The organism is Pseudomonas sp. TE3786 (assembly GCF_054057335.1).
Map to the genome: position 1 here is coordinate 106,672 of NZ_JBSRZF010000006.1, position 19,636 is coordinate 126,307.

At 61.9% G+C, this 19,636-nt stretch carries 19 protein-coding genes; 11 read left to right on the forward strand and 8 right to left on the reverse strand.

Going from position 1 to position 19,636, the window contains the following annotated elements; all coding sequences use genetic code 11:
* Nucleotides 1-29 precede the first annotated feature (29 nt).
* The 5 genes from ACVW0Y_RS09270 to rnd form a co-directional block, all read right to left on the reverse strand.
* Entirely contained in the window at nt 30-1,292 is a 1,263-nt protein-coding gene (locus tag ACVW0Y_RS09270; RefSeq protein ID WP_457437723.1) for a hypothetical protein, read from the reverse strand.
* Between the two features lie 153 nt (nt 1,293-1,445).
* Nucleotides 1,446-1,895, reverse strand: coding sequence for a YcgN family cysteine cluster protein (locus tag ACVW0Y_RS09275; RefSeq protein WP_457437724.1), 450 nt, complete (start codon nt 1,893-1,895; stop codon nt 1,446-1,448).
* A gap of 123 nt (nt 1,896-2,018) precedes the next feature.
* A complete protein-coding gene (locus ACVW0Y_RS09280) occupies nt 2,019-2,951 on the reverse strand; it encodes a D-2-hydroxyacid dehydrogenase (protein WP_457437725.1) in 933 nt (310 codons plus the stop codon).
* A 247-nt stretch (nt 2,952-3,198) separates the two neighbouring features.
* A complete protein-coding gene (locus ACVW0Y_RS09285) occupies nt 3,199-3,492 on the reverse strand; it encodes a YcgL domain-containing protein (RefSeq protein WP_457437727.1) in 294 nt (97 codons plus the stop codon).
* Complete coding sequence (gene rnd / locus ACVW0Y_RS09290; protein WP_457437728.1) at nt 3,489-4,628, reverse strand: ribonuclease D; 1,140 nt, start codon at nt 4,626-4,628, stop codon at nt 3,489-3,491. Before rnd ends, ACVW0Y_RS09285 begins: the two co-directional genes overlap by 4 nt.
* Nucleotides 4,629-4,779: 151 nt before the next feature.
* Here rnd and ACVW0Y_RS09295 point away from each other — a divergent pair, with 151 nt between their 5' ends.
* The 7 genes from ACVW0Y_RS09295 to ACVW0Y_RS09325 all read left to right on the forward strand — a co-directional run bounded on the left by ACVW0Y_RS09295 (nt 4,780) and on the right by ACVW0Y_RS09325 (nt 11,481).
* Nucleotides 4,780-5,841: an SMP-30/gluconolactonase/LRE family protein gene (locus tag ACVW0Y_RS09295; protein ID WP_457437729.1), complete on the forward strand. Its 1,062-nt coding sequence runs from the start codon at nt 4,780-4,782 to the stop codon at nt 5,839-5,841.
* 142 nt (nt 5,842-5,983) lie between these two features.
* Complete coding sequence (locus tag ACVW0Y_RS09300) at nt 5,984-6,838, forward strand: sulfurtransferase (RefSeq protein ID WP_457437730.1); 855 nt, start codon at nt 5,984-5,986, stop codon at nt 6,836-6,838.
* Nucleotides 6,839-7,080: 242 nt separating this feature from the next.
* Entirely contained in the window at nt 7,081-7,560 is a 480-nt protein-coding gene (locus tag ACVW0Y_RS09305) for a hypothetical protein (protein WP_457437731.1), read from the forward strand.
* 177 nt (nt 7,561-7,737) lie between these two features.
* A complete protein-coding gene (locus ACVW0Y_RS09310) occupies nt 7,738-9,009 on the forward strand; it encodes an OmpP1/FadL family transporter (RefSeq protein ID WP_457437732.1) in 1,272 nt (423 codons plus the stop codon).
* 219 nt (nt 9,010-9,228) lie between these two features.
* Complete coding sequence (locus ACVW0Y_RS09315; protein ID WP_457437733.1) at nt 9,229-10,308, forward strand: patatin-like phospholipase family protein; 1,080 nt, start codon at nt 9,229-9,231, stop codon at nt 10,306-10,308.
* 32 nt (nt 10,309-10,340) lie between these two features.
* The gene (locus ACVW0Y_RS09320; protein ID WP_457437734.1) at nt 10,341-11,168 is read left to right on the forward strand and encodes a hypothetical protein; all 828 of its coding nucleotides are present in this window, start codon (nt 10,341-10,343) and stop codon (nt 11,166-11,168) included.
* Entirely contained in the window at nt 11,116-11,481 is a 366-nt protein-coding gene (locus ACVW0Y_RS09325) for a DUF5329 domain-containing protein (RefSeq protein ID WP_457437735.1), read from the forward strand. Before ACVW0Y_RS09320 ends, ACVW0Y_RS09325 begins: the two co-directional genes overlap by 53 nt.
* Nucleotides 11,482-11,518: 37 nt before the next feature.
* Here ACVW0Y_RS09325 and hmpA read toward each other — a convergent pair whose 3' ends face one another.
* Nucleotides 11,519-12,697: an NO-inducible flavohemoprotein gene (gene hmpA, locus ACVW0Y_RS09330; RefSeq protein WP_457437737.1), complete on the reverse strand. Its 1,179-nt coding sequence runs from the start codon at nt 12,695-12,697 to the stop codon at nt 11,519-11,521.
* A 141-nt stretch (nt 12,698-12,838) separates the two neighbouring features.
* Between hmpA and norR the strand changes: the two genes are divergently transcribed.
* Both norR and queD read left to right on the forward strand, forming a co-directional pair.
* Nucleotides 12,839-14,395 (forward strand): nitric oxide reductase transcriptional regulator NorR, encoded by a 1,557-nt coding sequence (gene norR, locus ACVW0Y_RS09335; RefSeq protein ID WP_457437738.1) that lies wholly within the window; start codon nt 12,839-12,841, stop codon nt 14,393-14,395.
* Between the two features lie 110 nt (nt 14,396-14,505).
* Complete coding sequence (queD, locus tag ACVW0Y_RS09340) at nt 14,506-14,862, forward strand: 6-carboxytetrahydropterin synthase QueD (protein WP_110617600.1); 357 nt, start codon at nt 14,506-14,508, stop codon at nt 14,860-14,862.
* 100 nt (nt 14,863-14,962) lie between these two features.
* Here the strand turns inward: queD and ACVW0Y_RS09345 are convergent, their stop codons facing one another.
* Together ACVW0Y_RS09345 and recQ are read right to left on the reverse strand one after the other, a co-directional pair.
* On the reverse strand, nt 14,963-16,123 hold the full coding sequence (locus ACVW0Y_RS09345; protein WP_457437739.1) for a diguanylate cyclase domain-containing protein: 1,161 nt from the start codon (nt 16,121-16,123) through the stop codon (nt 14,963-14,965).
* 173 nt (nt 16,124-16,296) lie between these two features.
* Nucleotides 16,297-18,432 (reverse strand): DNA helicase RecQ, encoded by a 2,136-nt coding sequence (gene recQ, locus ACVW0Y_RS09350; RefSeq protein ID WP_457437741.1) that lies wholly within the window; start codon nt 18,430-18,432, stop codon nt 16,297-16,299.
* Nucleotides 18,433-18,642: 210 nt separating this feature from the next.
* On the opposite strand from recQ, the gene ACVW0Y_RS09355 reads away from it, so the two are divergent.
* A complete protein-coding gene (locus tag ACVW0Y_RS09355) occupies nt 18,643-19,230 on the forward strand; it encodes a UPF0149 family protein (protein ID WP_457437743.1) in 588 nt (195 codons plus the stop codon).
* A 9-nt stretch (nt 19,231-19,239) separates the two neighbouring features.
* Nucleotides 19,240-19,635: a YbaN family protein gene (locus ACVW0Y_RS09360; RefSeq protein WP_457437745.1), complete on the forward strand. Its 396-nt coding sequence runs from the start codon at nt 19,240-19,242 to the stop codon at nt 19,633-19,635.
* Nucleotide 19,636 lies beyond the last annotated feature (1 nt).

Genomic DNA, 19,636 nt, shown 5'->3' on the forward strand with positions numbered 1-19,636 from the left:
TCGCATTTCCATGTGGGTGGAGTTTTTGATTACTCAGGGGCCTTAAGCAACGGCGTATCCAGCACCTTCGAGCTGCCGCCCAGCACCTCTTCACTCAAGCTGATGAAGTCTTTGGTACTGACCCCATCCATACGCATCAACCCACGGCTGACATCGTCGAGGGAGCGTTTGTTGTCGGTGCCTTTGCGGATCTCCCGGTCGAGGTCCTGCAGTAGCAGTACCGCCCGCGCCGTGGTGCGGCCGCTGACGCTGTTGCCGCGCAAAGTGTCGACCTTGCGGCTCCATTGCTTGAGGTTGGCGTTCACCGCCTGGTAGCGCTCTTCGCTCATGCCGCCGGCGCGGTGCACCAGTTCGATGGCGTAGTACTCGGCCAGGCCTTCGCTGATCCAGTCACTCTTGTCGGTGTCGCGGATGCGGCTGAACACATGCACCAGCTCATGCACCAGGGAGCTGGTGCCGTTTTCGCTGACCAGCGGCCGGTCAGCGTGCATAAACAACGAATTGGAGGCCGAGAGGCCACCCCGCCACATGGGGTTGCCAGCGCCGACCACCAGCAGCTTGGCCGGGTCGCGGGGGAACACTGCCTGCACTTGCGGCCAGACGAAAGTGAGCAGGGTCAGCACGTCCATACGGCGCATGCCGGCACCGACCGGGGCGGCGACCGTGACCTCGGTTTCCCCCAGCTTGGCGCGGCGGGTGCCGATCTTGCCGGCGAGAATCCAGCCGGTTGGGCGATCCAGCAGACGCGAAGGGTTGTCGATGCGGAAGCGGTTCTTGCCGATGCGCGGCCAACCGGTTTCCACGCTTTTCCAACCCTTGGGCAATTCAAATTGCAGACGCGAAACCAGCTCGGTGCCTTCGTGCTGGTCCAGACGGGCGCTGGGCACCAGATCATCGCCGCGCAGCAGCGCCCAGTCGGCGGTCATGCGCGCGTCGTAGCTGGTGGTTTTGCCATCGGCCGACGGTCGCGGGTGGCTGATGCGCACGCGGTACGTGAGGCTGGTCTTGCCTTTGCCAGGCTGCCACACGCCCTGCTGCGCCTCGCCGGTTTGCGCAGTGCCAAGCTGCCAGGTGCCGTCGGTTTTGAAGTCGCTGTAGTAGCCTTTTTTGCCCAGGTTGAAGCTCAGGCTGCGCACCGCGGTGCCCTCTTCCAAGGCCAGGCGCACTTCGGCCTGGTCGCTGTCGGGGAGGAAACGCACGGTGTAATCGAGGTCGACTTTTTCCGCGGCCCACAGCGGGTTGCTGAAGGCGAAAAAGGCGGCAGAGGCAAGCAGGTGGCGGTGAATGGGCATCTAAAACTGTTCCTTGTAACGCGGCGCGGTAATTCCCTCTGACCGTGATTCAGCGCCCGGATCTCGTAGGAGCGGCTTCAGCCGCGATGCTGTAGATCGTTAAAAGCATCGCGGCTGAAGCCGCTCCTACAGGAACCGGGGGACTGAGAGGTCTTAGCCGGAGCGGAAGATCATATAGTCTTCCCAGTCATCTTCAGCGACGGCGGTCTCACTGAGCATCGTGCCGACCTGCGAAATGCCGGCGTTGTGGACCATTTCCGGGTCGCCGCACACCAGCGGGTGCCAGCTTTCCAGATCCTTGCCTTCGGCTACCAGGCGGTAACCGCAGGTGGGCGGTAGCCATTGGAATTCACTGGCTTGCCCAGGGGTGAGCTGGATGCAGTCGGGGACGAACTGGCGGCGGTTGGCGTAGTTGCTGCAGCGGCAGGTTTTCAGGTCCAGTAGCTTGCAGGCAATACGCGTGTAGTAAACGCTGCCATCGTCTTCGTCTTCGAGCTTTTGCAGGCAGCACAGGCCGCAGCCGTCGCACAGCGACTCCCACTCGTCCTGGTCGAGCTGGTCGAGGGTTTTGCGTTTCCAGAAGGGTTGGACTATGGCGGCCATGGCAAGCTACGGGCTGGTGAAAGGGGCGCAGTCTAGCGCCTGCCCGAGCACCGGCCAAGGCCGCATTGCCAAACGGTTGCAGGCCTTTTTACCGGCCTGCGAACCACTCTTGGCTCGCTACTCTCAATAGCCCTTGGAAAAGTCCACTTCGCCGCGCAACGGTTGGCCGTTCTGGTAGCGCTGCAAATTGTCCAGAAACAGCTGGGCCATCAGCGGCGGCTGAGTCGGTGCCGAGCTGTGGCCGGTGAGTAGCAAGCCAAACGCGGTCCAGAACGGATGACGCGCCGGCAACGGCTCCTGACGGCAGACATCGATGATCGCGCCGGCCAGATGACCCTCGCGCAAGGCCGCCACCAAGTCGGCGTCCACCACCGCCACGCCGCGCCCGGCATTGATAAACAGCGCGGTCGGCAGGAAACGGGCAAACAGCGCAGCGTCGTAGATATCGTGGGTGTTGGCGGTGTCCGGGAGCAGGTTGATCACATAGTCGGCCTGCCCGACCAGACGCGGCAACTCGGCCATATCCGCCACTTCCTTGAATGGTGCCAACTCGCGGGCCGCACTGGCCACGCCGTACAGCTCCACGCCGAAGGCGGCGAGAAACTGCGCCACGCTCAGGCCGATATCGCCGCTACCAACGATCAGCACCCGCCGTCCGGCCAGGCTGTGCGGTGCATGGTTGTCCCAGCGCCGCTCGACCTGCGCGGCCAGACGCGCCAGCACTTCGCGTTCATGGGCGAGCATATAGGTGAGCACGTACTCGGCCATCACCTGGCCAAAAATCCCCACCGCGCGGGTCAGGCGGTAGTCGGTGGGCAGATCCTTGAGCAGCAGCGGCGTAATGCCCGCCCAGGTCGACTGCAGCCACTGCGGCTTATGGCCCTTGCGCAGCACAGTGGCGAGCAGATCGGGTTCACCCAGCCACACCTCACAGCCCGGTGCCAACTGCGCTAGCTCGGTGGGATCAGCGCTGATTGCCAGGTCCAGATCGGGTTGAATGGCACGCAGCAAGTCGGCATACAGGGCGTGGTCATGTTCAGCAAGTAAAACGCGCATGGGGCAGGAAAACCTTCAAACACGGCGAGGCCACGCTAGGTGGCAGCACCTCAAGACAGAGAAATACGGTGGGATTGCCAGGACTCCGCCCGGCTTTGCTTTTGCTTTTTTGCCTTTACAGCTTCTTCCGACTTACTCGGCTAAAGCCGGGCAAGGCACCGCGGAGCTTTTAAGCGCAGCGTACTGCAGTACGTGAGCATTAAAAGCGAGGATGCAACGCCGCCTGGCCGAGGCTCAGGAAGTCGCTTTACACAGGGTCGTTTCTACGCAGCAGCTCTTCCGGCAGATGTTGAATGTACTCGTCTTCAGCGGGCGGCATCTGCAGGTGGTAACCCTGCTTTTCCAAGTTCTCCAGCACCTTGTGAATATCCTCACGGGCCAGCGCCCGCTCCGGACTCAACACCAAATCAAAGGTGTGCCTGGGCGGCCCAAAGGCCACCAGCAAGGTTTCCGGCACCTTCTTCAAGGCATCGGCCTTGAGCACATAAAGGTACATCTCGTTTTTTTTCGGACTGCGGTAAATCGAGCAGATCTGCTTCATGCCTGTTGTTCCTGGGTGGAGGCTGCCAGGCTGTCGAGCAGTTCCTGGCCCATCAATTCACGACGCCAACCGCGCAGGGAGTCCGGCAGTTGGTAAGGACCGTTGGGGTAGCCGCTTTTCAGCAGCGCTTCGAGCACTTTCTTGCGCAGCATGATTTCCGGGGCGATATCCAGGCGCTCGGCCTCCGCCTGGCCAATGGCGCGCAACACCTTGAGCAGGGCTGCGGCTTCTACCGGTAGCGGCTCGGGGATTGGTTCGGGCCACTCCTCGGCCGGTTTGGCGGCAGCCTGCTTGATCAGACCGAGGAGGAACTCGCCGTCCTGACGCACGGTTTTCGGGTGCATGTCTTCAATGCGCGCCAGGGCCACCAGGTTATCCGGCTGACTGCGCGCCATCGGCCACAGCGAGTTTTCCCGGATCACCCGGTTGCGCGGCTGGTTGCGCAGGCGCGCCTGCTGCTCGCGCCAGGCATACAGCTCGCGCAGCACGGCGAGTTTGGCCGGCGGCAGTTTCCAGCCGAGCTTGGCATCGCGGTACACATCAAAGGGGTCGATCTCGCGGCGCAGGTTGGCGACCATCTCGTCGCCATCTTCCAGCACCCAAGCGTTTTTATCCGGCGGCAACTTGGCGCGCAGTGCCTGATAAACCTCGGCCAGGTGCAGTACATCTTCGGCGGCGTAGCTGATCTGGGTCTCCGACAGCGGGCGCTGCAGCCAGTCGGAACGGGTTTCACCTTTGGGCAGTTCGATATCCAGCACGCTCTGCACCAGGCGCGAATAGCCCATGGAAAAACCGATATTGAGGTAAGCGGCGGCGATCTGGGTGTCGAACAGCGGCAGCGGCAAGGTGCCGGTGAGGCGGGAAAACACTTCGAGGTCTTCGCTGCAAGCGTGCAGGACCTTGAGCACCGCCGGGTCGGCCAACAGCTCGGCAAAGGCGTCCCAGCTCTGAATCAACAGCGGATCGATCAGATAAACCTGGCTGCCATCACACACCTGCAGCAGGCCAGCAATGGGATAGAAGGTGTCGACCCGCATGAATTCGGTGTCGAGGGCCACGTACGGCAGACGCCGCCATTCGGCGCAAAGCTGCGCCAAGCTGGCGTCATCGCGGATCCAATTGATTTCGATGGCCACATGCATCTCCTTAAATAATGCCGCGCAGTATATATCGAGCCCGCCTATGGTCGGTGATTCGCGGGTGATTCACGACTTGCCCTGCGTAATCGGCGCTCCTATGCTGCCGTCGTTTTGTTTTGTCCGACAATAATCAGAACAAGGATATGTCATGAAAAAGTTTCTGGGCCTGGTTGCCCTGCTGTTGGTCGTTGCCGTGGTCTATCTGCTGGCCAAGCCCAGCCCGATCGACCCGCTGGCCTGGACCCCGCCCCACGAACCGGCAATGACCGGGGTACTGGAACCCAATGATTCGCTGATGAAGGCCGAGCTGCTGGCCAAAGGGCAGGTGCACGGGCCTGAAGACACCGCCGTGGACAGCCAGGGCCGCGTGTATGGCGGCACCCATGACGGCAAGGTGATCCGCATCAAAACCGACGGCAGCGTCGAAACCTTCGCCGAAACCAAGGGCCGCCCACTGGGCATGGACTTCGACGCCAAGGGCAACCTGATTGTTGCCGACGCCTACAAAGGCCTGCTGAGCATCGATCCCCAGGGCCAGATCAGCGTACTGAGCAGCGAAGCCGGCGGCGTGCCGTTCCGCTTCACCGACGATCTGGATATCGCCAGCGACGGGCGCATCTACTTCTCCGATGCCTCGAGCAAGTTCGAACAACCGGACTACCTGCTCGACCTCCTCGAAGGCCGCCCTTATGGCCGTCTGCTGCGCTACGACCCGGCGAGCAAAACCACCGAGGTGCTGCTCAAAGACCTGTACTTCGCCAATGGTGTGGCACTGTCGGCCAACGAAGATTTCGTCCTGGTCAACGAAACGTACCGCTATCGCATCAGCCGCCTCTGGCTCAAAGGTCCGAAAGCCGGCACCCATGACATCTTTATCGACAACCTGCCGGGCATGCCCGACAACGTTCAAGGCGACCGCGCTGGCACCTTCTGGGTCGCCCTGCCTACCCCGCGCAAAGCCGATGCCGACTTCCTCCAAGGCCAGCCCTGGCTGAAAGCACAATTGGCCAAGCTGCCGCGCAGCCTGTGGCCCAAGCCGGCCAAATACGGCCTGGCGATTGCCGTCGACGAACAAGGCAAGATCATCCGCAGCCTGCACGACACCAGCGGCAGCAACCTGCGCATGGTCACTTCGGTGAAACCGGTGGGTGGCTACCTGTACTTTGGCAGCCTGGAAAATGACCGCATTGGCAAGCTGAAACTCGACTGAGCGATGCACAGCTTTGTGGGAGGGGCTTTCGCCGCGATACCTTTGATTTTTTTAAAAGCATCGCGGCTAAAGCCCTCCCACAGTGATCCCGGTTGATAACTATGTTTAAGATGGGCGCCCCGATTTGTCTCAGGTGCCCATCATGTCCTTCGCGCAACTGATCACCCCTGCTGAACTGGCCAGCCGCCCGGCCGGCCCAGATCGCCTGATTCTCGACTGCCGCTTTGCCCTCGACGACCTGGCCTACGGCCAACGCAGTTATGCCGAGGGGCATATTCCCGGTGCCGTATTCGCTGACCTTGAACAGCACCTGTCCGGCACCATCGTCAAAGGCCGCACCGGTCGCCATCCGCTGCCCAAGCCAGAAACGCTTAGCCAACAGCTACGCGCCTGGGGCCTGAACAACGCCAGCGAAGTGATCCTCTATGACGACGACCCTGGTGCCTTCGCGGCCCACGCCTGGTGGCTGCTGGCCTGGTTGGGCAAACGTGACAACGTCTACCTGCTCAATGGCGGTTTGAAGGCCTGGAAAGAAGCCGGCCTGGCGCTGGATCAAGCGCTGCCTGAGCGCACTGCTGGCGACTTTGCCGGCCAAGCCGATGACCGCCTGGTGATCCGCGCCGAGCAGCTGGAAATTCTCCTCGGCGACCCGGAACTCACCCTGATCGACGCTCGCGCCCTGCCGCGGTTTAAAGGCGAAGTGGAGCCCATCGACCCGGTGGCCGGCCACATCCCTGGCGCTCAATGCGCGGTATTTACCGACAACCTAGGCAGCGACGGGCGCTTCCTGCCCGCCGAGCAACTGCGCGCGCGCTTCGCCAGCTTTCTCGGCGAACGCTCGGTCGATGGGCTGGTGGCCTACTGCGGCTCAGGGGTGACCGCCTGCCATAACCTGTTCGCCCTGTGCCTGGCCGGCTACCCCCTGGCACCGCTATACGCCGGCTCGTGGAGCGAGTGGATTATCGATCCAAGCCGCCCGGTCGCTACTGGCGTCTGACCACGGCCGCGCCCCCACAGAGCCGCAAATCGCTCTAAAACGTCGTTTTAAGTACAGCGAGGCATATACAGCCATCGGTAAAGCCGTAAATGATTTAAAAACAGCCCTTTACAGCACAATGGTCTGACTATGCTTCAACAGGAGCGGCTAACCCCGCTCCCGGTGGGGCCTTTTCGAAATCCGTACCTAAATCCGCTGCCAGGCGCCAAGGTCCCACCGGCCACCTTTTTTCAGAGGTTCCTATGGGCATCGCCGCCAGTGAGTTATGCCAACACGTTATCCGCCCTACCCTCCTCTACCTGGATCGCCATAGCCCCTGCGCCGAGTCTTTTCTGCTCTGCGCTGCCGCTTGTCAGTCCGCCCTCGGTTCGGCGCTGGATGACCAAAGCGGTCATGGTTTGTACCGAATCGCCGATTTGCGTCACCAAATGCTCTGGGACCAACACTTGGCTCTCGATCCGGAACTGGCCAGCCGCGTGCGCGGCCTGGCCAGTCAGCATGCTTTTCTGGCCGCGCCGCACCTCGAATTGACCGTCAACCTGCGCTACGCCACCGCAATTGCCTGGCTGATGGTCGAGGCGCAAAGCCCCAGCCTGCCTGATGTTGACGACATAATGGGCATGGCTCAGGTGTGGCGTCAGGTGTTCCAGCCCGAGGGACGGCTGCGCGATTTCAGCCGCGCTTGGCACCACCATGTAGGAAAGACTCGCCAGGCTGCGTGAAATTTTCGCGGAACCGCCGGGGCAAAGTACGCTCGTACAAGATTGCCGACGATGCCATCAATTCGCCTCAAATTGTCCGACAATTGCCCGAAAAGTCGCGTTCCTGAGCGGCTGTTCAGGAAATTAAATTCCTGATAATTTCCGCCCCCCGTATAAAAATACAACAGGACCTTTCCGATGAAACACGCCTGGTTCAAGACCACCCTAGCCCTGACCATTTCCGCCGCTTCCAGCTATTCCATCGCTGGCGGTTTTGCCCTCAACGAACAAAGCATCAGCGGCATGGGTTCTTCCTTCGCCGGCCGTTCGTCCTCGGCCGACGACGCCACCACGCTGTTCGGCAACCCGGCCGGCATGTCGCGCCTGAAACGCCAGGAAGTCAGCGTCGGCGCTGCCGCCATCATGGCCAAAACCGATATCAGCCACGCCAGCGGCTCCAGCCGCGGCAGCAACGACGGCGATATGGTGCCGTTCACTGCAGTGCCGATGGGCTACTACGTCAACCCGGTGAATGATCAGTGGACCTTCGGCGTCGGCGTGTACGCTCCGTTCGGCCTGATCACCGATTACGAAGGTGGCTTCCAGGGCCGCAAGTTCGGCGACTACAGCGAAGTGAAAGTGGTCACCGTGCAGCCGACCGTGAGCTTCCGGGTCAACGATCAGCTGTCGATTGGTGGTGGCCCGACCATCAACCGTATCGACGGCAAGCTGGAAAGCGCACTGGGCAGCCTGAACCCTTCGCTCGGCGATAGCCGCGTGAAAATCAAAGGCGACGACACGGCTGTCGGCTACAACATCGGTGCCCTGTACGAATTCACCCCCCAAACCCGCGCGGGCGTGACGTACCACTCCAAGGTCAAATACAAACTGGAAGGCGACACCACCATTTCCGGTAGCGACCCGATCTACAAGTCTCTTGGTGCCTATGGCAAATACGATGCCTCGCTGGACCTGACGACCCCGGAATCGGTGGATGCCTCGATCACCCACGACATCGATGACGCCTGGACTGTCTACGCCGGTAGCACCTGGACCCGCTGGAGCCGACTGAAAGAAATCACCGTTGAAAACGACGGCGTCAAAGGCCCAACGGCTGGCACCTTCTCCACCATCACCGAAGAACAGAACTGGCACGACACCTGGGGTTACGCCCTGGGTTCCGCCTACAAGCTGAGCCAACAGTGGACCCTGCGTGCCGGCCTGGCCTTCGACCAAAGCCCGACCAACAACGCCAACCGCTCGCCGCGCATTCCAACCGGCGACCGCACTGCCGTGAGTTTTGGTGTGGGCTGGAACCCGACCGAAGACTTGACCGTTGACTTGGCCTACTCCTACCTGTGGGAAGAAGACACCAAGATCGACAACGCTCAGTCGGGCAAAGGCAGCTACAGCTCCACCTACGAAAACAGCGCGCATGGCTTCGGTACTCAGGTTTCGTACCGTTTCTAATCGCTGCTCGTAATACCTGACACCGTCATTCCCGCGAAGGCGGGAATCCAGTATTGGGCAGGAATGCACATTCCCCTGCTGAATTCTGGGTCCCCGCCTTCGCGAGGACGACGGTGTTTTTTTATGCCCTGGGTTTTACCGCCATATTCACGCAACAAAACTCGCTTGGTCTTACAGCGCACCGCTCTATAATCGCCCCCTTGCGTGATGGAGGCCTACATGAGCGCGATTCAAATCAAGTCCCCCTCTCTGACTCTCAAAGCCGGCAGCACAGCCCTGGCGCGTATTCGTGAGCGCGGTCTTTCGCCTGCCGATGTCGGCATTCTGCCGGGCGCTGCCGGCGGCCCGAAAGCCCTTGGCATTCAGGGTCTGGACCTGGCGCTGTTTGGCGACTGGCTGCCACGCGCGCCGCGTCAACGTGCCTTGATCGGTGCCTCCATTGGTTCCTGGCGCTTCGCCAGTGCCTGTCTGCCCGATGCCGCCGCCGGCATCCAGCGCCTGGGCGAGTTGTATACCCAGCAGCGCTTCAACAAGGGCGTGACCATGGCCGAGGTGTCGCAGAGCTGCGTGCGCATGCTCAATGAGCTGCTCGACGGCCAGGACGCTCAGGTCCTGAACAACCCGCACTACAGCCTGAACATCATGGTGGTGAAAAGCCTCGGCCTGCTCGCCCATGACCGGCGTGGTGCGCTGGGTCTGGGCTTGTCCTCGGTGATTGGCAACAACCTGCTGGGCCGCCCGCGCCTGTCGCGCCATTTCGAGCGGGTGATCCTCCACGATGCCCGGAGCCAGCCGCCGCTCCAGGCATTGAGCGACTTTCCCTCACGCCTGCTGCATCTGGATGTAGGCAACCTGCGCCATGCCTTGCTGGCCTCCGGCTCGATTCCGATGGTGATGGAAGGCGTGCGCGATATTCCCGGCGCAGGCGCAGGCACTTACCGCGACGGCGGCCTGCTCGATTACCACCTCGACCTGCCCTACAGCGGCGACGACGTGGTGCTCTATCCGCACTTCACCGACAAGGTGATCCCCGGCTGGTTCGACAAGGGGCTGCCCTGGCGCAAGGGCGACAGCACGCGCCTGCAGAACGTCCTGTTGCTGGCACCGTCGCGGGACTACCTGGCCAAACTGCCCCACGGCAAATTGCCCGACCGCAAGGACTTCACCCGCTATCTGGGTGATGACAGCGGCCGCGAACGTTACTGGCGCACCGCCATGGACGCCAGTCGACGCCTGGGCGACGAATTCCTCGAACTGGTGGACGGCAACAAGCTCGGCGAGCGTCTGCAAGCCCTGTAATACCCCTAAATAAGCAGTACCAAGGACCGGTCATGAAGCTTGCAGTTGCCATCATCCATGGCATTGGCACCCAACCCGAGCAACGCGATGCCGAAGGGCATCACCTGTTTGCCCAACCCCTGATCGCCCAGCTGCGCCAGCACCTTGGTGAGCAGGCCGAACAGGTCGCCTTCGAAAGCCTGTACTGGGCCAATGTGCTGGACGACCGCGAGTTCGCCTACCTGGAAAAACTCAAGGCAGAACCGGTGACCTGGCGCTGGTTGCGGCGCGCCGTCACGCTGTTTCTTGGCGATGCCAGCGGTTACCGCAAGGTCAGCGAGGCCTACGACACCACCTACCAGGAAGTCCACCAGACCGTGCGCCAGGGCTTGCAGGCGCTGCGCGCCAAAGTCGGCGCACAGACGCCGCTGGTGGTTTTGGCGCATTCGCTGGGCGGGCATATTTTTTCCAACTACGCCTGGGATCAGCAGCAGCTCAACGCCACACCAACCTGCGCGCTGGACCCCTTTCTCGGCCTGGAAACCCTGGCCGGCCTGGTGACCTTTGGCTGCAATATTCCGCTATTCACCTTCGCCTATAACCCGGTGCTGCCGATCCGTTTTCCCGGCCATTGCCTGAGTACAAAAGTGCGCGAACAGGCGCGCTGGCTTAACCTCTATGCACCCGCCGACGCCCTCGGCTATCCGTTGCGACCACTGCCCAACTACGCCGCCGTGGTCAGCGAAGACCGCGCCATGGCCGTGGGCCCCTGGTACAAGCGGCACACCCCTTTGAGCCATATGGAGTACTGGAACGATGCTGGTTTTCATGCCTACGTGGCGAGCTATCTGCATCAGCTGCTGCCTGCTTGCAGCGACTGAAAGCAGCCAGGCCGCACTGAATACCCAGAGCCAGGAAGAGGTCGGCAAGCTGCTGGCCTTCGTCGAAAACAGCGGCTGCCAATTTATCCGCAACGGCAGCGCCTACGACGGCAAGGAAGCGCGTATGCACCTGCAACAGAAGCTCGACTATCTGGAGAACAAAGGCCTGGTGGAGAGCAGCGAAGACTTTATCCAACGCGCCGCCACCGGTAGCAGTATCAGCGGCAAAGCCTACAGCGTGGACTGCAACGGCCAGCAGCAGCCATCGGCAGATTGGTTGAATGGCGAGCTGCGGCGGATTCGCCAACCATAAAATCAACGAGGCTGAATTAAGCGCCCACCTACATCGCTTACTCCAGCTTGCCCGCCGGGCCAAAGAACTCGTAATAGCACTGCTCCGCCGGCACACCCAGGCCACGTAAGCTGCGGTTCACATGGGCCATAAAGGGTTGCGGACCGAGAAAGTAGGCGTCCAGGTCAAGCCCTTGCGGCAACCACCGGGCCAGGCGTTCTTCGGTGAGAAAGCCGCTGGCCACATCTCGGTCTTCTTCACGCGGCTCGCTGTAGCAATAGAAGCGCTTGAGCTGTGGATGGGCCTCGGCCTTGCTCGCCAGCCAATCCTGGAAGGCATGCACACCACCGTGCCGGGCGCAGTGAATAAAGTGGATATCGCGCCCGCTGTCCAGCGCCTGCTCCAGCATCGCCAGTGCCGGGGTGATACCCACGCCTGCGGTGATCAGCGCCAAGGGTTTGGCCGAAGGCCGCAGGGTAAAGGCACCCGCGGGCGGAAACAGCTCCAGGCTAGCGCCAATCTGTAACTGCTCATGCAGATAACCCGACACCCGCCCGCCCGGCTCGCGTTTGACGCTGATGCGGTATTCGCGCTGGTTCGGTGCCGCCGACAGTGAGTAGTTGCGGCGCAGGTCATCGCCGTCGATCACCACCCGCAAGCCAATATATTGGCCCGGCTCGAAGTCCATCAGCGCGCCACCATCGGCCGGCACAAAGTACAACGAGGTGATTTCCTCGCTTTCCACCACCTTGCGCGCCAGACGGAATTGCCGACCGCCGCGCCAGCCACCGGTGGCCTGCTCGCGGTCGCTGTACATCTTCTCTTCGATGCCCATCAACAGGTTCGCCAGCTGCTGGTAAGCCGTGGCCCAGGCGTCTATCACTTCATCAGTGGCCACTTCCTTGCCCAGCACCTCACGAATCGCCTGCAGCAGGCAGCTGCCGACGATGGGGTAATGCTCCGGCAGAATCTGCAGCGCCACATGCTTGTTGACGATCTGCCCCACCAGCGGACCGAGGCTTTCCAGACGGTCGATAAACTTGGCGTACATCAGCACCGCATGGGCCAGGGCCCGGGCCTGAGCGCCGCTGGCCTGGTGAGTCTGATTGAACAGCGGGCGTACCTCGGGGTAGTCGCGCAGCATGGTGCTGTAGAAGTGCGTGGTCAGCGCTTCGCCGCCGGACTCCAGCAAGGGCACGGTGGCTTTGATCAAAGCGGTCTGCGGGGCACTGAGCATGTGTTCTCTCCTGGATCGTGATAGGGTTTCTGCCACGGGTTATTCCATTTTTCATGCCATGTTTTTATTTGTTATATTTCAATAACTTACACTTATAGACGTCATATAGACACGAGTCACGATGACTCGATGAGGGTCGAAATGACAGCAACTTCTCTACTAAACGCCTTTCTGCCACTGGTGGCCGACCTGTCTCGCGAGCTACCGGAAAGCGAGCGTTATCGCCGCCTGCTGGATGCCCTGCGCGACCTGCTGCCCTGCGATGCCACCGCCTTGCTGCGTCTGGACGGCGACCAGTTGGTACCCCTGGCCGTGCATGGCCTGAGCGCCGACACCCTCGGCCGGCGCTTTAAAGTGGCCGAACACCCGCGCCTCAAGGCCCTGCTGGAGAACCGCGAACCCACCCATTTTGCCGCCGACAGTGACCTGCCCGACCCTTACGACGGCCTGGTGGATGGCGTGCACGGCCACCTGGAAGTGCACGACTGCATGGGCTGCTCGCTGTACCTCGACGAGCGTCCCTGGGGTGTGCTGACCCTCGACGCTCTGGATGCCGAATGCTTTAGCCCGGCCGATCTCAGCACCCTGGCGGCCTTCTCCAGCCTGGCGGCGGCCACGGTGAAAGCCGGCGAGCGGATCAGCAGTCTGGCCCGCGACGCCCAGGACCAACACCAGCTCGCCGAGGTGTACAAACAGGCAGCCGGTCAGGTGCAGGCCAAGGAAATGATCGGCCAGAGCGCCGCGCATAAACGCTTGGTGGAAGAGATCGCGGTGGTCGGCAACAGTGAACTGAGCGTACTGATCAGCGGTGAAACCGGCGTCGGCAAAGAGCTGGTGGCCCAGGCCATCCACGCCCAGTCACCGCGCGCCAAGGCACCGATGATCAGCCTCAACTGCGCGGCCTTGCCGGAAACCCTGGTGGAAAGCGAGCTGTTTGGCCATGTACGCGGTGCCTTCTCCGGCGCGGTGAACGAGCGCCGCGGCAAATTCGAACTGGCTGACGGCGGCACCCTGTTTCTCGATGAGCTGGGCGAATTGCCGCTGCCGGTGCAGGCCAAGTTGCTGCGCGTACTGCAAAGCGGCCAGCTGCAGCGGGTGGGTTCGGACAAGGAGCACCACGTCAATGTGCGGGTGCTGGCCGCCACCAACCGCGACCTCGCCGAGGAAGTGCGCGCCGGGCGTTTTCGCGCCGACCTCTATCACCGCCTGAGCGTCTACCCGTTGCGGGTGCCGCCGCTGCGTGAACGGGGTCGCGACGTATTGCTGCTGGCCGGCTACTTTCTCGAAGACAACCGCCCGCGCCTGGGCTTGCGCAGCCTGCGCCTGGCAGCCGATGCCCAGGCCGCGCTGCTGGCCTACGACTGGCCGGGCAATGTACGCGAGCTGGAACACCTGATCGGCCGCGCGTCACTCAAGGCCCTGGCCGCCTGCCGCGAGCGGCCACGCATCCTCAGCTTGCAGGCCGCTGACCTGGCCCTGCCGGATAGCCAGGCGGTAACCAGCAGCAGCGCGTCTGCCCTGCCCCCGGTCGAAGGTGCCATCGGCGATCTGCGCCTGCATCTGGACGACTACCAGCGGCAACTGATCAGCGCCTGCCTGGAACGCCACCAAGGCAGCTGGGCCAGCGCTGCGCGGGAACTGGGCCTGGACCGCGCCAACCTGAGCCGTCTGGCCAAGCGTTTGAACCTCAAGGCCTAGCCGCCTGGCGCTTCCTGACCGCAAAGACAAACGGCGGCGGGTAAAGGCCAGGCTGAGCTGGTAGACTCGCCGGCTGATTTTTTGCCGCCACTTTTTCAGAGCGTTACGTCGTGGAACTGTTTAAAGAATTCATCTTCGAAGCCGCACACCGCCTACCCCACGTACCCGCCGGGCACAAATGCGGGCGTCTGCATGGCCACTCTTTCCGCGTTGCCATCTATATCGAGGGCGAGGTCGACCCTTACACCGGCTGGATTCGCGATTTCTCCGAGATCAAAGCGATCTTCAAGCCGCTGTATGAACAGCTCGATCACAACTATTTGAATGACATTCCTGGCCTGGAGAACCCCACCAGCGAAGTGTTGAGCAAATGGATCTGGCAACAGCTCAAGCCGTTGCTGCCAGAGCTGTCGCGGGTACGGATTCATGAAACCTGCACCAGCGGTTGTGAATACCGCGGGGATTGATGGCGGCGTCCCGCAGCCCCGTAGGAGCAGCTTCAGCCGCGAGACTCTTGAGAGCGCGATTGCAGGAATCGCGGTTGAAGCCGCTCCTACCAGAGCCCGCCTACGCCACCACCTGATTGCGCCCAAACGCCTTGGCTTCATACAGCGCCCGATCCGCGCGCTCGTACAGCACACTGAAATCGCCATCCTCGGCCGGCAGTAAACACGCCACCCCCACCGACATGGTCACGCTGGCAGCCGTGGTCGAGCGCTCGTGGCGAATGCCGAGTTTCTCCAGCGCCCCACGCAAAGCCTCTGCACGCTCCCGCGCCTGTTCATCGGTGATGTCGTAGAGCAGCACGGCGAACTCCTCGCCACCCAGACGCACCGACATATCCAGCGGCCGCCGCGCCGCATCGGCGAGCACCGTGCCGACACGCTGCAGCACGTTATCGCCGGCCTGGTGGCCGTAGCAGTCGTTGTAGGCCTTGAAGTGGTCGATATCACAAAGCAGTAAGGCCAGCGACTGGCTTTCCCGCTGCGCCTGGCGCCATAGGCGCTCAAGCTGACGATTGAAGCTGCGACGGTTGTGCAGGCCGGTGAGGCTGTCGTGATCGGCCAGCACCCGCATCAGGCGGCTGACCAGAAAATGCTCGCGGGATTTGAACTCCAACAGGTAGCAACCCACCGCTCCCATCAGGTTGCCAAACAGCAGAAACAGCACGTTGTTGATCAGCCGCGGAATCGGCAAGCCGGCCAGCAACTCGAAAAACACGTAAGCCAGCAGCACCAGCATCGAGCTGGCCACCGCCTCGGACAGCCGCAGCCCCACCAAAAAGTAGGCGGCCATGCACACCAGCAGCAGGCCTTCGTAGGGGTAAGTGGTATCGACGGTATGGGCGATGGCCACCACGGCCGCCGCCCCCAGCCCCAGCCCACCGATGCAGGTGAGGCTGAGCGGCACCAGCAGGTGCACATGCTTGCGTTGCAACACCAGGAACGCGCAGATCATCAGCATCGCCAGCACACCGAAGCGCACGCCTTGCATCCACCACAGTTGCGGACCGCTGATCAGGGCAGAATCGAGCACGGCGAACGCCAGCCACAGCACCATGCCCACACTCAAAGCGATGCGCTTGAGGTCGAAGCTGTCTTCGCTCATGTATTGGCGGTATTCGAGTTCCAGCGGGCGCACGAAGCGCAACAGGCGAAAACCCAGGGAGAGCTGGTCGGCATAGGGATTGGGGCGGACATCGTCCAGCCAGGCGTGATGGAGCGGCACCCGTTACCTCTTCTCTTCGTGGGGAGGCTTTTTGACACCATAGCCGCTGGCAGTTCAGGGAACAAGCCTGGCGATTTGTTGACGCCGGAACTTTGTCGAGCTGAAAGCCATCGCGGCTGTAGCCGCTCCTACGGGTTGTGCAGAGCCTAGGAGCGGCTACAGCCGCGAGGCGGTTAAACCTCGAACTCAGCCTGCAAAGCAGCCCGCACGCAGTACAACACGCCTTCCGGCACCCGCCCGGCGAACTGCTCGGCAATCGCCGTTACTGCGGGCAATTCGCCGTCGGCATCCAGAAACGCATCCTGGATTTCGCCGAGCAGCTCCATCGGCAGATCCAAAGCCTGTTCCAGCGACAACTGCTGGCGGCCAATGGCTTCGGCCAACAGGCTATAGACGTTTTTCTCGGTGCATTTGAGCTGACTGGCGATCTGCTGCGGGGTCATCCCGGCGCGAGCCAGGCTGACCAGTTCGTGGCGGATATCGACCACCACCGGCGCGATTTCCGCCGCGCCGCTGAGCACTTCGAGGAAGGCCGCGCCATAACGCTCCAGTTTGCGCGCGCCGACGCCGCTGACCTCGCCCATTTCCGCCATCGAGCTCGGCTGGCTGCGGAGCATTTCCAGCAGCGTCGAGTCGGGGAAGATGACATAGGGCGGCACCGCATGTTCTTCCGCCAGCTTGCGCCGCAGGGCGCGCAGGGCTTCCCACTGGTCGCGCTCGTCCGGGCGAACCAGTTGACTGGCCGGGCTGCCACCGGACGACGAACCTTTGGCCGCCAGTTGCGGTTTCAGGTCGCGGCGCAGCTCCAGACTCACTTCGCCACGCAGCAGAGGCCGGCAGCTTTCGCTCAGGCGCAGACCGCCATAGCCTTCCAGATCGACATCAGCCAGGCCGCGCGCCACCAACTGGCGGAACAGCGAGCGCCATTCGGCTTCGCTGAGGGCCTTGCCCATACCGAATACCGACAGGTGCTGATGGCCGCTGCTGCGTACCTTGTCGTTGTCTTTGCCGAGCAACACGTCCACCAGGTGGCCAACGCCATAACGCTGACCGCTGCGGAAGATCGCCGACAAGGCCTGCCGTGCGGGCTCGGTGGCGTCCCAGGTTTGCACCTGGTCGACACAGTTGTCGCAATGCCCGCAGGGCTGCGGTAACTCTTCGTCGAAGTACTGCAGCAGCGCCTGACGGCGGCAGCGGATCTGCTCACACAAGGCCAGCATGGCATCCAGCTTGTGCTGTTCCAGACGCTTGTGGCGCTCGTCGCCTTCGGAGCTTTGCAGCATCTGCTTGAGGGTGATCACGTCCTGCAGGCCGTACGCCATCCAGGCATCCGCTGGCAGGCCGTCACGGCCGGCACGACCGGTTTCCTGGTAATAGGCCTCCAGGGATTTCGGCAAATCCAAGTGAGCGACAAAGCGCACGTTGGGTTTGTCGATGCCCATACCGAAGGCGATGGTCGCCACCATGATCAGGCCTTCCTCGTTAAGGAAGCGCTTCTGGTTCGACGCCCGCAGCTCATAAGGCAGCCCGGCGTGGTACGGCAGCGCAGGAAAACCTTCCGCACTGAGGTACGCGGCAACCTCTTCGACCTTCTTGCGCGACAGGCAATAGACGATGCCGGCATCGCCCTTGCGTTCTTTAAGGAACGCCAACAGCTGCTTGCGCGGCTGCTCTTTGGGCACGATGCGGTAAAAAATATTCGGCCGGTCGAAGCTGGACAGAAAGCGCTCGGCGTTCTGCAGGTGCAGACGGGTGACGATCTCTTCGCGGGTGCGCATATCCGCCGTGGCGGTCAGGGCAATGCGCGGCACATGGGGGAACAGCTCGGCGAGCTGGCCCAGTTGCAGATATTCCGGACGGAAGTCATGACCCCATTGCGACACGCAGTGCGCTTCGTCGATGGCGAACAGGGCGATATCCAGATCCTGCAGAAACTCCAGCATGCGCGGCTGCACCAGACGCTCCGGCGCGACGTAGAGCAGCTTGATTTCATTGCGGCGGATACGGTCGGCAATCTGCCGCTGTTCGGCGGCGCTCAGGGTGGAGTTCAGCGCCACGGCGGCCACGCCCAGTTCATCGAGGGTGGCAACCTGGTCTTCCATCAGTGCGATCAGTGGCGAAACCACCACCGCCAGGCCCGGACGCAGCAGCGCCGGCACCTGAAAACACAGAGACTTGCCGCCGCCGGTGGGCATCAGTACCAGGGCATCGCCACCACTGGCCACGCGCTCGATGATCGCACCCTGACGCCCACGAAAGCTGTCGTAGCCAAAGACGTCTTTAAGGATGCGCAGAGCCGGTTCGAGCATATAAACCCCAAGCTGTTGCAGAAGTGCAGGCGGAAAAGCGCCGCAGTATACGTCAGCACCCCAGCGCAATGGACGACGCCCATCGGTGATTGCCTGGCGAAAAATCTTGCAGGGCTCGGACGCTGGCGAAAAAAATCTGCCAAGAGCGCCGCGCCAGCGGGCTATACAGGCTAAAATCCTGCGCATTCAGTCCCATTAGGTAGTGCCGTAATGTCCTTCGCCGCGCAATTGACCCGCCTGCAAGCCTTCCTCGACGCCGATGAGCTGCATGAAGAAGCCTTGGACTATGTGGCCGCTCATGGCTTTCTGACCGCCCTCTCGATTTGCACCGTGGACGTTCCCGAGCGCGAATGGATCGATGCGCTGTTCTCCGAAGCCCCGCACTATCGCGATGACGCCGAACGCGACGAAATCGAAGCCACCCTGATTCAACTCAAAGCCCATATCGGCCGCATGCTCGCCGCCGATGACGACCTCGAACTGCCCTGCGATCTGGATCTGGGCGAAGAGCCGGATGATTCCGACATTCGCGGCTGGTGCATCGGCTTTATGGAAGGCGTGTTCATGCGCGAAGCGGCCTGGTTCGAAACTGCCGAAGAGGAAGTCAGCGAGCTGCTGCTGCCGATCATGGTCGGTTCCGGTCTGTTTGACGAAGAAGCCGAGTTCGCCGATATCGCCAAGGACGCCGACCTGATGGACGACATGGTCGAGCAGATCCCCGAAGCACTCACCGCCCTCTTCCTGCTCTGCCAAGCCCCCGACGAAAAGCCCGCACTGCTCAAACCCCGTCACCACTAAGGGTCGTGGATGAGTCGTAAGGTCCACGAAAACCGTAACCCCGCCATTCGCTACGCGCTGCTGACCCTGGGTTGGCTGAGCGTGGTGTTGGGCGTGGTCGGCATCTTTCTGCCGGTACTGCCCACCACCCCCTTCCTGCTGCTGGCGGCCGCCTGTTTTGCCAGAAGCTCCGAACGGTTCTACCGCTGGCTGGTCGACCATCCCAAGCTCGGCCCGTGGATTCGCGACTACCTCGACGGCAACGGTATTCCGCTCAAGGGCAAGGTCTACGCCATTGGCCTGATGTGGCTGAGCATCGGTTTTTCCTGCTACCTGGTGCCGATGTTCTGGGCCCGTACCTTCATGCTGACCAGCGCGGTGTGCGTGACGATCTACATCCTGCGGCAGAAGACGCTGCAGCGCTGAT